Raw genomic sequence first — 11,895 nt, 5'->3', positions numbered from 1 at the left:
TCATAAGCAGGTAACAAGTACCAAGGAAAATAGTATGAGCAACACCCTGCAACGATTAGCGGATGTGATTGAGTCGCGCAAGTTGGCAAATGGAGGCGATCCGGAAAAGTCTTATGTGTCGCGCCTGTTTGCTAAAGGCGATGATGCGATTCTCAAAAAAATCGGTGAAGAAGCAACTGAAACGGTGATGGCGGCCAAAGATGCACGCGTGTCCGGTGAACGTAGCGGCTTGGTGTATGAATGCGCCGACCTGTGGTTTCATTCTTTAATCATGCTGGCGCAGTTTGATATTTCCCCGCAGGCGGTGCTGGATGAATTGGCGCGCCGAGAAGGAATTTCTGGCATTGAAGAAAAAGCGGCGCGTAAAGATGTATTACGTGACGAGCTGGAACATTCCAAACATCAACAAGGATAAGAGAGAATACGTATGGAAAATTGCCTGTTTTGTAAAATCGCGGCTGGCACAGTTCCTGCCCAAAAAGTCTATGAAGATGCCGAATTCCTGGCGTTTAACGATATTTTCCCAGCGGCACCGATCCATTTATTGATCATTCCTAAGCATCATGTTGCTACTTTATCCGACTGTACTAGCAGCGATACCGAGTTGCTTGGTAGAATGCTTGCCTTAGTGCCTAAATTGGCAGAGCAGCAAGGTTGCCATGTGCAACTGGATGATGCAGGAAACCGCATTGGCGGCTACAAAACCTTGATTAATTCGGGGCCGGACGGTGGGCAGGAAGTGTATCATTTACATGTGCATGTCATCGGCGGGCCTCGTCCGTGGCACGGGAAGAATATTCAGATTTAACAGGTTCTGATTTAATGCAGGAACAAACAAGGGAGTTGTGATGGGTTCATTTAGCATATGGCATTGGTTAATCGTCTTGGTGATTGTCATGCTGGTATTTGGCACTAAAAAACTGGGCAATATTGGTGAAGATCTCGGTAAAGCAGTTAAAGGCTTTAAAGATGGCATGAAGACCGATGAAGAAAAAAAAGCCGTGCCACCAGCTCAAGTAGCGGATAGTTCTACCGTTGACGTTGACGCAAAAGAGAAGAAATAGTGAAGCGGTTAGTGACTGCGCTGAGCAAGGATAGTCGCCATGATTGATCTGGGTTTAGCTAAACTGGCGCTGATCGGTGCTGTCGCGTTGGTCGTGATCGGCCCGGAAAAACTTCCTAAAGTTGCCCGCATGGCCGGCTCTTTATTGGGTCGTGCGCAGCGCTATCTGAATGACGTTAAAGCCGAAGTCAGCCGCGAGATTGAGCTAGACGAATTACGCAAGATGCAGGCAGATGTTGAGACGGCCGCCTCGGAATTCAAATCCAGTGTTGCCAAAGAAATGACCGATGTTGAGCACGGTGTTAATTCGATTTGGGACGGCGATCAAGTCAGCGCAAAACAAAGCCTGCAAGCTATTCCTGAAGAAGCCAACATCGCACGCAAAGCGCGTGAATTCCGTCGCAAAAAACTCCTGCGTAACTCGGCTCTTCCGGCTTGGTACAAACAGCAACAAGGCAGTAAAACGCGCATCCTGTCTGCTTCAGCGCGGGTTGCAAAATATCGACCGGGATCTAAATCGACCCAGTCGTTTTACTCGTAAAGTGCCTTATGTCTGAACAATCTTCCAACGCGAATATCAATAGTTTTATTTCCCACCTGATTGAATTACGTGACCGTTTGGTGCGTATTTCTGTTGTCGTGATTATTGTATTTTTAGGCTTAATGCCGTTTGCCGCGCAAATTTTTGATTTGTTGGCCGCTCCGATGATGCATGCTTTGCCGGCTGGCGCGCACATGATTGCCACTGGCGTGATTACGCCATTTTTAATTCCAGTCAAAATTACCCTGGTGCTGGCGTTGCTGATTTCCCTGCCGTGGGTGCTGTACCAGATTTGGGCATTTGTTGCGCCGGGTTTGTACGCGCATGAAAAAAAATTGGTGGCACCGTTGGTAATAGCTTCATCTGCCTTGTTCATTGCCGGTGTCGCGTTTTGCTATTTCTTTGTGTTTCGCGTGGTGTTTTCTTTCGTTAATCAATTCGCGCCCAAGTCGATTTCGGTCGCGCCGGATATTGAAAGCTATCTCGACTTTGTGCTGACCATGTTCCTGGCCTTTGGTGTGACCTTTGAAGTGCCGATTATTGTAATTGTGCTGGTGCGCATGGGCTTTGTGACAGTAGAAAAATTAAAAGCCATCCGTCCGTACGTGATAGTTGGTGCTTTCGTGGTCGCAGCGATCGTCACGCCGCCCGATGTAACTAGCCAGTTGTTGCTGGCAGTGCCGATGTGCTTGCTGTATGAAATTGGCTTGTTGGTGGCTCCTTGGTTTAAGAAAGCCACGGCCGCACCGGTGGAAAATAATAGCTAAGTAGGGTGGGCACGTTCTTGTGCCCACGCGTTACCTTCGATTAATAATAATTTCAATTAAAAATCCATTGTTTATTAGCGGTTACGCGTGGGCACGATGAAGCCGTGCCCACCCTACAGACCCGCCTCACGCAACCAGCAAACCAGTGGATAAGCATCCTTGTAAGCACCAACCAAAATTTTGGTTAATTCCTCAGTTTGCTGCCCGATAGTTAGCTCGCTAAGCGCCAGCACATTCCACACCATAAAATGCTTGAGTTTGATTAATTCAATCTGCGGGTGATCGGGCTCAAAGCCTTTCGGAGCCCGCAGTAATTTATCTTTTTCTTGCAACCCACCAAAAGCTGCCTGCAATTTTTTAGCCTTTAATATCTTCGCCAAACTCGCACCGTTTTCAGCAATGTGGTTACGAATTTGTTTCAGCCTATCCGCTGGCGGCGTATATTCGCCGACTGCATAACGCAGATCGCCATTGGCGCTCAGGTGAAAGTAATAAACCGGGCCGCCTCCTTGGCTGGGCTTTTTAATGTCGCCAGCCGCAATCGCCGCAGAAAAAGTGGTTTTGTACGGACTCTTATCGTTGGCAAAGCGCACATCGCGATTAATTCGGAACAGCGCTTTTTTAGGATTGCAGCCCAGGATTAAGGGGTCAAATTTGCTGATTTGAACAATCAGATCACTCACCAAGGCTAAAAATTCTTCGCGCAAAATATCATAACGCGGCTTATTCATGACAAACCATGCCCGGTTATTGTTGTCGGAAAGTTCGGCTAAATAACGGGTCAGGTCTTGAATATGCATGGTTGGTCGTGTGAGTTGTTAGCTTTGGGTATTTGATTAATGGCTTACTGATGGATTACTTGGCGCCATCTTCGTCATCGTCATTCGTGGTTGACACTGGTTGTGGCTGACGAGTGCCGATTAACACATCCAGAGTCAGGGTTTTTCCCTTGCGCAAAAAAGTTAGTTTGGCTTTTTGATCGGGCGGTAATTGTGCAATCAAATTCATCATGGCAACCCGATCGGTAACCTGTGTGTCATTCACTTTGACTAAAATATCGCCCGGTTTAACACCGGCACGATCCGCTGGGCCGCTACGAATTACGCCGGCAATTAATGTTCCTGCATTTTCTTTTACGCCAAAATTCTCAGCTAATTCCGGCGTAACGTCTTGCGGTTCAACCCCAATCCAGCCGCGTATTACATGGCCGTTGGCCATAATGCCATCCATAACGGATTTAACTGTGCTGACCGGAATGGCAAAACCGATGCCCAACGAACCGCCATTTTGTGAAAAAATGGCGCTGTTAATGCCGATTAAATTACCGTTGGTATCAATTAGGGCACCGCCGGAATTGCCTGGATTAATGGCTGCGTCAGTTTGAATGAAATTTTCAAAGGTATTGATATCGAGATGATTCCGGGCCAGCGCAGAAATAATTCCCATTGTAATTGTTTGCCCAACACCGAACGGATTACCAATGGCTAATACCACATCGCCCACGCTGGCTTTTTCGATGTGGCCTAAGGTGATAGCGGGCAAGTCAGGCAAGTCGATTTTAATCAGCGCCAAATCCGTTTCGGGATCGGTGCCTACTACTTTGGCTATCGCTTTGCGGCCATCGGTGAGTACCACATCGATTTCATCGGCGGAATTCACCACGTGGTTGTTGGTGATCACGTAGCCGTTGGCGCTGACGATGACGCCTGATCCCAGGCTTGATTGTTTTTCAGGCGGGGGATTCGGATTTTGGCCGAAAAATCGTCTGAATAACGGATCGTTGTAGAGTGGGTTTTTAGCGCGCTTCACTTCTTTTGTGGTGAAAATATTCACCACCGAAGGCATGGCGCGCTTGGCGGCGTCGCGATAACTGCCGGGCGCTACTGTATTAATAGGCGCTTCCAGCATGGGAATGGTGGAGGAAGTTAAGTGCGCACTTTTTCCAAAACTGGAAAATTTATTGACCCACTCGGGTTTTAAGGTGCTTACAATCAATAATAACGCCAAACAGATTGTTGCTACTTGAGCGAATAAGAGCCAGAGTCGTCGCATAGAATTTTAATTTTGAGAGGTAAATAAAGATGAATCTACATAAGAAACTGGTAAGTAGGGATGAGCTTAGTCAATTTCTAGCCGATAAGTTACAAATTTCTAGAATAAATGATTATTGTCCAAATGGCTTGCAGGTGGAAGGTGTTGAGCAAATAAAAGTTGTAGTTAGTGGCGTAACGGCGAGTTTGGCACTGATTGAGGCGGCGATTGAATTGCAGGCGGATTGCCTTATCGTACATCACGGTTATTTCTGGCGCGGTGAAAATCCGTGTTTGGTGGGACCAAAATATCAGCGCATCAAAAAACTCATCAACCACAATATAAATTTATATGGCTACCATTTGCCGTTGGATTTGCATCCGGAATGGGGTAATAACGTGCAGTTAGCCAGGCAGCTGGAATTGGTTGCGGAAGGAACTTTTGCCGATCAGAGCTTGGCTAGCTATGGCTACATTAATAATTCAGAGCTGCGTACCGTGGGGGATTTAAGTCGCTGGATAGAAGCCAAATTAGGGCGCACACCCTTATTAATTGGCGAACCAGATCAACCTTTGGGGAGGATTGCCTGGTGTACCGGAGCTGCGCAAAACTTCCTGGATGATGCGATCAACATCGGTGCAACGGTGTATTTGTCGGGTGAGATTTCAGAGCCGACTGTGCATTTGGCGCGTGAGTCCGGCGTGGCTTATTTGGCTTGCGGACATCATGCTACCGAACGCTACGGTGTGCAGGCGCTGGGTCAGGCAATTGCGGAGCAGTTTGGTGTTATCCACCATTTTGTGGATATACCTAACCCAGTTTGAGGTTGTTCAATGCGCGAGTTATTTGTTTAATAAATCACGAATTTCGCGCAACAACAGCACTTCTTCCGGTGTTGCAGCGGGGGCCGCCGGTGCCTCCTCGGCTTTTTTTCTGGCGCTATTCACTAAGCGCACCATTTGAAAAATGATGAAAGCCAAAATCAGGAAGTTAAGGACAATGGTTAAAAAATTGCCGTAGGCAAATACTGCGCCGAGTTTTTTAGCCTCGACCAAGGTCAAATTAGTGTCTTGGTGGTTGAGTGGCAGATAGTAATTCGCAAAATCCAGGCCGCCGACCACTTTGCCAACCACTGGCATGATCACGTCTTGTACTAACGAATCGACAATTTTACTGAATGCTGCGCCAACAATGACACCGACTGCCAAATCAACGACATTGCCGCGCGTGATAAATGATTTAAATTCTTGCATCATTGCCATATTGGCTCCTTATGGTAGTTGTAAATAAGTAAGTAGTTGCTATTTTACACCTGCGAACTTAAATTATCTTTTAAAATCAACTGCTTTAGTGTGGTGTCATGCAGCAAAACCAGCAGAGTTTTGCTCAAAAAACGAGCTTGATTGCATGCATCTTAATGTTTTCCTTTAATTCAGGCTCTGGCTCCTTTATAATTTAGGGTTGCTGGATGTTAAGTAATAGTCTTATTCTATGATGGCTGTAAATTTTTCAACAAATTTAGTTTTGACGAATGGGGTTGGTATGGGTAACGAAAAGCAGGTCGATTCCGGCCGCCGTGGCTTGCTCGTCGCAACGTGCGCGGCAGGTGGAGTTGTAGGTTTGGCCGCAACAGGTGCGCTGGTCAGCACATTTCAACCATCTGAACGCGCAAAAGCAGCGGGCGCTCCAGTTGAAGTGGATATTTCAAGTTTGCAACCAGGGGAAATGACTGTCGCCGAATGGCGCGGCAAACCAGTCTGGATACTTAAACGTACGCCTGAAATGATGGCGAGCCTGGCTAAAACGGAAAGCGAAGTTGCTGATCCTGATTCGTTAAAACCTTACACTATGCCGTTGCCCGAGTACTGCGAAAAGCAAAGTCGCTCGCGTAAAGACCATAAAGATGTGTTGATTGCAGTTGGCATTTGCTCTCATCTGGGCTGCTCGCCAGGTAAGAAATTTGCAGAAGGCCCACAACCATCGTTGCCTGACAATTGGGTAGGCGGATTTTTATGCCCATGCCACGGTTCCACATTCGATTTGTCTGGCCGTGTGTTCAAAAACAAACCAGCACCACAAAACTTGGATGTCCCACCGCATATGTATCTTTCCGACACTAAAATTGTCATCGGTAAAGATGAGAAAGGCGAGGCTTAATCATGGCATTTGTTGAGAAGAAGCTGCCGGCAGACGCACCCGTCGTCGACAAAGCTCTGAATTGGGTTGATTCCCGTTTTCCATTAACTAAATTATGGAACGATCAATGGGGCCAATACTACGCACCAAAAAACTTTAACTTTTGGTATATCTTCGGTTCATTAGCCATGTTGGTGTTGGTGATACAAATCGTCACCGGTATTTTTTTGGTAATGCACTACAAACCAGATGCAACGTTAGCGTTTGCCTCAGTTGAATACATCATGCGCGAAGTGCCTTGGGGTTGGTTAGTGCGCTACATGCACTCCACCGGAGCTTCTGCGTTCTTCATCATCATTTACCTGCACATGGCGCGAGCCTTGATGTACGGTTCTTATCGCAAGCCACGTGAACTGGTCTGGTTATTCGGCTTTGCCATTTTCTTGTGTTTAATGGCAGAAGCCTTCTTCGGTTACTTGCTGCCTTGGGGCCAAATGTCTTACTGGGGTGCACAGGTTATTGTTAACTTGTTTGGTGCAATTCCTTTCATCGGTCCTGATCTGTCATTGTGGATTCGTGGTGATTATGTTGTGTCAGACGCTACCTTAAATCGTTTCTTCTCATTCCACGTTATTGCGATCCCGCTGGTATTGCTGGGCTTGGTTGCTGCGCATTTAATCGCCTTGCATGAAGTCGGCTCAAATAACCCGGACGGCATTGAAATCAAAGACAACTTAGATGCTGACGGTCATCCGTTGGATGGCATTCCTTCACATCCTTACTATTCTGTTCACGACATTTTTGGCGTGACGGTATTTTTAGTCTTATTTAGCGCAGTGGTTTTCTTTGCTCCAGAAATGGGTGGCTACTTCCTGGAATCCAACAATTTTATTCCGGCAGATTCACTGAAGACGCCGTTGCACATTGCTCCAACTTGGTACTTCACACCGTTTTATTCGATCTTGCGTGCTACCACAAGTGAGTTCTTGTATGTGGTGCAAGCCGGTATCGCGGGGTATGTCAGCCTGATTTACTTAAAAACTAAATTGCCGGCATTCGTCAAAGCAGCGATTGCCGCACTCGGTTTGTTAATAATTATCGGCATGATGCCATTCGGTCTGGAAGCTAAATTCTGGGGCGTGGTGTTGTTCGGTTCTTCGGTAATGATTATGGCTGGTATGCCTTGGCTGGATCAGTCTCCGGTTAAATCAATACGCTATCGTCCGGACTGGCATAAAACCGTGTTTATCTTGTTCGGTATCGCGTTTGTTGTTTTGGGATATTTGGGTGTAGAGCCGCCATCACCGGTGCGTGAACGTATTTCGCAAATTTGTGCTGTGATCTACTTTGGTTTCTTCTTATTAATGCCATGGTGGAGCGCGATGGGTACATTCAAGCCAGTACCAAGCCGCGTTACATTCAAGCCTCACTAGCATCCAAAGGGACAGAAGATATGAAATTTGTTAAAACATTTATCGCTACCTTGGTTTTGCTGCCAGCTTTGGCATTGGCAAGCGAAGGCTATCCGTTGGATAAAGCCCCTGACCGTGCCAACAACATGGCGGCATTGCAAAACGGTGCAAAATTATTCGTTAATTACTGTCTGAATTGCCACTCTGCTGTTTCTATGCGATACAGCCGCTTGAAAGATCTGGGTTTAACTGATGATCAAATCAAAAATAATTTGCTGTTAGCTGGCGACAAAGTCGGTGATCTGATGACCACCCACTTGTCGGTTAAAGATGCCAAGGCCTGGTTTGGTGCGGCGCCGCCTGATTTATCCGTGATTGCCCGTTCTAAATCATCCGAAGCTGGTAGTGGCCCTGATTGGTTGTATACTTATCTGCGCACTTATTACAAAGATGAGTCTCGTCCAACTGGCTGGAATAACATGGTATTCCCGAATGTCGGCATGCCTCACGTGTTATGGGAATTGCAGGGTGTGCGTAGCGCTGAGTTTGAAGAGGTCGAAGACGAGCATGATCATGCTAAAAAAACCATCGAATTCAAAAAATTCACTATGCTCACTCCTGGTAAATTAACCCCACTTGAATACGACAACGAAGTCGCTGATTTGGTTGGTTATCTGAACTGGATGGGCGAACCAGCACAAAGCACGCGTAAGCGTTTAGGTGTTTGGGTGCTGATGTGGTTGAGCTTGTTGAGCTTGCTGGCATGGCGTTTAAATGCATCGTACTGGAAAGAAGTTAAGTAACTGAATAAAGAATTAAGTTAAGTAAATAAGTAATAGTGATTTACTGTTTAGCGCGGTAAATCACTATGTGTTGTACGCTGTTCGTACTATCAGAGTGAACCGTTAGGTCTTGCTCTATTTGTTTTTAAGGAACTACAAAAATGATGGTTCTCTACTCGGGCACAACTTGCCCTTTCTCACAACGCTGCCGTTTGGTCTTGTTTGAAAAAGGAATGGATTTTGAAATCCGTGATGTTGATTTATTCAACAAGCCTGAAGATATCTCAACCATGAATCCGTACGGTCAAGTACCTATTCTGGTCGAACGCGATCTGATCTTGTATGAATCCAACATCATCAATGAATACATTGATGAGCGTTTCCCGCATCCGCAATTGATGCCAGCGGATCCGTTAATGCGCTCACGCGCACGCTTGATGTTGTTTAATTTTGAAAAAGAATTGTTCATTCATGTACATACTTTGGAAAATGACAAATCAGGTAATTCAAGCAAAGTATTAGACAAAGCACGCGCAGAAATTCGCGATCGTTTAACAACTTTAGCCCCATTATTTATCAAAAATAAATACATGTTGGGCGAAGAGTTTTCAATGTTAGACGTCGCTATTGCACCTCTGCTGTGGCGCTTGGATCATTACGGCATTGAAATTTCAAAAACAGCAGCGCCGTTAATGAAATACGCAGAACGGATTTTTTCCCGTCCTGCCTACATTGAAGCGTTGACTCCTTCTGAAAAAGTAATGCGTCGTTAATACTAAGTCTGTGTGGCAGCCTGTTGTTCAGGTTGCCCGCAGTGCTGGAAAAAAGTGGTAAATATTATGTCGGAAACAGCCTCAACCAAGCCGTATTTAATTCGCGCCCTGTACGAATGGTGCACGGATAATGGCTACACACCGCACATCGCCGTCAAGGTGCAAGGTCAAGTGCGCGTACCGATGGAATTCGTCCGTAACGGCGACATCGTTTTAAACATCGCCTTCTCAGCCTGCAGCGGTTTGCAGATGGATAATTTAGCGATCAGTTTTAAAGCACGTTTTGGCGGAGTATCACGTGATATTTATGTGCCGATAGAAGCTATCGCCGCAATTTATGCTAGCGAAAACGGGCAGGGCATGGCTTTTGAAGTTAGTTCTGAATTAGTAAATAAAGAAATTGCGCCGTCGCCAGTAACTGAAAAGCCAGCAATGACTTTGGCAATTACTAACACAGACGATAGTTCGGCAAAAACAGAAACAAATTTAAAAGAAATCAGAAAAAAACCTAGCCTAACCATCATAAAGTAATATATAATCTCGATCTTCAAGTTTAGCCGACTTAGCTCATCTGGTAGAGCACCTGACTTGTAATCAGGGGGTGGCGGGTTCAAGTCCTGCAGTCGGCACCAGTATTCAAAACGCCTTCAACGGTTTCCGTTGAAGGCGTTTTTTTTGCGCGTCGTTAAAAGTACAGTATCAGTACACTTAGCAATCACAAAGGCCCATAGCGACCATCGTTAAAACCCCTTCTGGCACTTGGAAAGCATTCATACGCAAGCTCGGTTGGCCTACAACTTCCAAAACGTGATGCCGAAGATTGGTCGCGCCGAACGGAGCATGAAATGGTGCGTGGTGTTTTTATTGGTAAGCGTCCGACGGCACCACCTACCACCTGTTCAGGCGGCAGAGTTAGTGGTAAGCCCGTAACGGGAGAAGTTCGTCGATGCGACTATTCGAACAGGTAGGTAATTTTTCTAAGGTGTCTTTCAGCCAAGCGAACGGCTCAATACCGTTGGCTTTGGCTGTTGCCAGTAAAGTTTGAATGGCCGCTGCCCGTTTCCCGGCGCGTTCTGAACCAGCGAATAACCAATTCTTTTTTCCAAGGGCTATTGGCCGAATCGCATTCTCGATCGGATTATTATCTATGGGCAGGTGTCCGCTGTCGGCGTAACACAAGATCGCTGGCCAGCGTTTTAAACTGTAATCAATGGCGCGCGACAGCTCACCGCCTTCCGCGCTGGTTTTGCGTGTTCAGCTCGCCATCGCTGTCGCTCTTCAATGGAGTAGCCTGCCGCTTCACTTTCGAGTCGATACAACTCGGCAATCCGTTGCAATGCTTCTTCCGCTATTGGGTGTTGATTGGCGGCGTGCAAATCAAAGAATTTGCGCCGGGCATGTGCAAGACAAGCCAGTTCGGTGATGCCTTGTTTGAACAAGTGTTTGTAACCGCCATAATCATCCACCATCAGATGACCCCGCCAATCAGCAAGAAAGTCTTGCACATGCGTGCCGCTGCGACTGGCTTGAAATTCAAACACGACGATGGGCGCACCGGCCTCCAGGTTGTTGCTGCGGTACGCCCTCAAATACGCACGTTTGGTTTTACCTTTGCGGGGGTCAAGTTGCGGTACCGGCGTTTCATCCGCATGTAATACGCTGCGTTGTTTGAGAAGTTCCGATAAACGCTCTGCCAATGGTTGCAGCGCGACACCGATTCGACCTATTCATTCCGCTAAGGTTGATCTGGAAATCGCCACGCCATGACGGGTACTGATTTGTTCAATTCGATACAGTGGCAGGTGATCCAGATATTTTTGAATCACCACCCAAGCATGTAAGCTGGGCGTAGCTAAGCCGCCGTCAATGATGGCCGCCGGTATCGCTGCAGCCGTGATGGTTTCGCAATGGCGACAGGCATACTGGGGACGGATGTGGCGTTGTACAAAGAACCGTGCTGGATCGACATCGAGTTGTTCGGTGATGTCTTCACCGATCTGGACTAACGCTTGACCGCAGGCACCACACGAGCAGGATTCGGGTTCATGACGGTGTTCAATGCGTGGCAATTCGGTAGGTAATGCCTTGCTCTGGTAGTGTTCCTGCCCTTCTTCGGCGATGAGATCTTCCAGACGGGTTTCGAGTTGTGCAATCTGACGATCCAGTTTTTCCGATTTGCGGCCAAACTGCATGCGTTTGAGTTTGTTGATCTGGAGTTGAAGTTGTTCGATTTCCAGACTGCGGATACTGAGTGCCTGCTGCAGGGTGGAGACCGTGGCACGTAATTGCTCCAATTCCTGATCGCGCTGCAACAGCAACGCTTTCAGTGCGTCCGTGTCATTGGGTAAGGAGTCAGGGGATGTGGTCAGCATGCACGTAGTTTACGCGCG

At 47.0% G+C, this 11,895-nt stretch carries 14 protein-coding genes, 1 tRNA gene and 2 pseudogenes; 13 read left to right on the top strand and 4 right to left on the bottom strand.

All coding sequences use genetic code 11. From position 1 onward, the window contains the following. Positions 1-34: 34 nt before the first annotated feature. From S2091_RS05840 to tatC, 5 genes are read left to right on the top strand one after another with little or no spacing between them, the layout of a single operon-like run. On the top strand, positions 35-415 hold the full coding sequence (locus S2091_RS05840) for a phosphoribosyl-ATP diphosphatase (protein ID WP_105530867.1): 381 nt from the start codon (positions 35-37) through the stop codon (positions 413-415). Between the two features lie 12 nt (positions 416-427). Then, on the top strand, positions 428-808 hold the full coding sequence (locus tag S2091_RS05835; protein WP_105530866.1) for a histidine triad nucleotide-binding protein: 381 nt from the start codon (positions 428-430) through the stop codon (positions 806-808). Positions 809-848: 40 nt separating this feature from the next. Next, positions 849-1,064: a Sec-independent protein translocase subunit TatA gene (gene tatA, locus S2091_RS05830; protein WP_105530865.1), complete on the top strand. Its 216-nt coding sequence runs from the start codon at positions 849-851 to the stop codon at positions 1,062-1,064. 39 nt (positions 1,065-1,103) lie between these two features. Further along, positions 1,104-1,604 (top strand): Sec-independent protein translocase protein TatB, encoded by a 501-nt coding sequence (tatB, locus tag S2091_RS05825; protein ID WP_105530864.1) that lies wholly within the window; start codon positions 1,104-1,106, stop codon positions 1,602-1,604. An 8-nt stretch (positions 1,605-1,612) separates the two neighbouring features. Next, the gene (gene tatC, locus S2091_RS05820) at positions 1,613-2,371 is read left to right on the top strand and encodes a twin-arginine translocase subunit TatC (protein ID WP_105530863.1); all 759 of its coding nucleotides are present in this window, start codon (positions 1,613-1,615) and stop codon (positions 2,369-2,371) included. 113 nt (positions 2,372-2,484) lie between these two features. Here tatC and S2091_RS05815 read toward each other — a convergent pair whose 3' ends face one another. Both S2091_RS05815 and S2091_RS05810 read right to left on the bottom strand, forming a co-directional pair. Beyond that, positions 2,485-3,171, bottom strand: coding sequence for a DUF2461 domain-containing protein (locus S2091_RS05815; RefSeq protein WP_105530862.1), 687 nt, complete (start codon positions 3,169-3,171; stop codon positions 2,485-2,487). 55 nt (positions 3,172-3,226) lie between these two features. Further along, complete coding sequence (locus S2091_RS05810; RefSeq protein WP_105530861.1) at positions 3,227-4,423, bottom strand: trypsin-like peptidase domain-containing protein; 1,197 nt, start codon at positions 4,421-4,423, stop codon at positions 3,227-3,229. 29 nt (positions 4,424-4,452) lie between these two features. Here S2091_RS05810 and S2091_RS05805 point away from each other — a divergent pair, with 29 nt between their 5' ends. Continuing rightward, complete coding sequence (locus S2091_RS05805; protein ID WP_105530860.1) at positions 4,453-5,226, top strand: Nif3-like dinuclear metal center hexameric protein; 774 nt, start codon at positions 4,453-4,455, stop codon at positions 5,224-5,226. Between the two features lie 18 nt (positions 5,227-5,244). On the opposite strand, the gene mscL is transcribed toward S2091_RS05805, so the two are convergent. Next, positions 5,245-5,664 carry a large conductance mechanosensitive channel protein MscL gene (gene mscL / locus S2091_RS05800; protein WP_105530859.1) on the bottom strand — a complete coding sequence of 140 codons (420 nt, stop codon included), beginning with the start codon at positions 5,662-5,664 and terminating at the stop codon, positions 5,245-5,247. 280 nt (positions 5,665-5,944) lie between these two features. On the opposite strand from mscL, the gene petA reads away from it, so the two are divergent. The 7 genes and pseudogenes from petA to S2091_RS24440 all read left to right on the top strand — a co-directional run. Beyond that, entirely contained in the window at positions 5,945-6,559 is a 615-nt protein-coding gene (gene petA / locus S2091_RS05795; RefSeq protein ID WP_105531034.1) for a ubiquinol-cytochrome c reductase iron-sulfur subunit, read from the top strand. Beyond that, a complete protein-coding gene (locus tag S2091_RS05790) occupies positions 6,559-7,971 on the top strand; it encodes a cytochrome b (protein WP_105530858.1) in 1,413 nt (470 codons plus the stop codon). The genes petA and S2091_RS05790 overlap by 1 nt, the downstream gene beginning before the upstream one ends. 20 nt (positions 7,972-7,991) lie before the next feature. Continuing rightward, positions 7,992-8,753 carry a cytochrome c1 gene (locus S2091_RS05785; protein WP_105530857.1) on the top strand — a complete coding sequence of 254 codons (762 nt, stop codon included), beginning with the start codon at positions 7,992-7,994 and terminating at the stop codon, positions 8,751-8,753. A gap of 140 nt (positions 8,754-8,893) precedes the next feature. Next, a complete protein-coding gene (locus S2091_RS05780; protein ID WP_105530856.1) occupies positions 8,894-9,505 on the top strand; it encodes a glutathione S-transferase N-terminal domain-containing protein in 612 nt (203 codons plus the stop codon). 66 nt (positions 9,506-9,571) lie between these two features. Continuing rightward, entirely contained in the window at positions 9,572-10,036 is a 465-nt protein-coding gene (locus tag S2091_RS05775; protein WP_105530855.1) for a ClpXP protease specificity-enhancing factor, read from the top strand. A 25-nt stretch (positions 10,037-10,061) separates the two neighbouring features. Further along, positions 10,062-10,137 (top strand) — tRNA-Thr (locus S2091_RS05770). A gap of 95 nt (positions 10,138-10,232) precedes the next feature. Further along, a pseudogene (locus tag S2091_RS24440) lies at positions 10,233-10,383 on the top strand (site-specific integrase); the annotation flags it as partial. 34 nt (positions 10,384-10,417) lie between these two features. Here the strand turns inward: S2091_RS24440 and tnpC are convergent. Further along, positions 10,418-11,877 (bottom strand): annotated as a pseudogene (gene tnpC / locus S2091_RS05760) (IS66 family transposase). Between the last annotated feature and the right edge of the window lie 18 nt (positions 11,878-11,895).

Origin of the sequence: Solimicrobium silvestre (assembly GCF_002976435.1) — a bacterium.
GTDB classification, from domain to species: Bacteria; Pseudomonadota; Gammaproteobacteria; order Burkholderiales; family Burkholderiaceae_D; genus Solimicrobium; species Solimicrobium silvestre.
Note: the sequence above shows the minus strand (reverse complement) of the source record. Positions and strands in the feature narration are given on the sequence as shown.

Bases quoted from the DNA above. Each gene is read 5' to 3' on its own strand.
- petA (WP_105531034.1), top strand. From the start codon at position 5,945: ATGGGTAACGAAAAGCAGGTCGATTCCGGCCGCCGTGGCTTGCTCGTC.
- tatA (WP_105530865.1), top strand. From the start codon at position 849: ATGGGTTCATTTAGCATATGGCATTGGTTAATCGTCTTGGTGATTGTC.
- mscL (WP_105530859.1), bottom strand. From the start codon at position 5,664: ATGGCAATGATGCAAGAATTTAAATCATTTATCACGCGCGGCAATGTC.
- tatB (WP_105530864.1), top strand. From the start codon at position 1,104: ATGATTGATCTGGGTTTAGCTAAACTGGCGCTGATCGGTGCTGTCGCG.
- tatC (WP_105530863.1), top strand. From the start codon at position 1,613: ATGTCTGAACAATCTTCCAACGCGAATATCAATAGTTTTATTTCCCAC.
- S2091_RS05785 (WP_105530857.1), top strand. From the start codon at position 7,992: ATGAAATTTGTTAAAACATTTATCGCTACCTTGGTTTTGCTGCCAGCT.
- S2091_RS05780 (WP_105530856.1), top strand. From the start codon at position 8,894: ATGATGGTTCTCTACTCGGGCACAACTTGCCCTTTCTCACAACGCTGC.
- S2091_RS05775 (WP_105530855.1), top strand. From the start codon at position 9,572: ATGTCGGAAACAGCCTCAACCAAGCCGTATTTAATTCGCGCCCTGTAC.
- S2091_RS05810 (WP_105530861.1), bottom strand. From the start codon at position 4,423: ATGCGACGACTCTGGCTCTTATTCGCTCAAGTAGCAACAATCTGTTTG.
- S2091_RS05815 (WP_105530862.1), bottom strand. From the start codon at position 3,171: ATGCATATTCAAGACCTGACCCGTTATTTAGCCGAACTTTCCGACAAC.
- S2091_RS05805 (WP_105530860.1), top strand. From the start codon at position 4,453: ATGAATCTACATAAGAAACTGGTAAGTAGGGATGAGCTTAGTCAATTT.
- S2091_RS05840 (WP_105530867.1), top strand. From the start codon at position 35: ATGAGCAACACCCTGCAACGATTAGCGGATGTGATTGAGTCGCGCAAG.
- S2091_RS05835 (WP_105530866.1), top strand. From the start codon at position 428: ATGGAAAATTGCCTGTTTTGTAAAATCGCGGCTGGCACAGTTCCTGCC.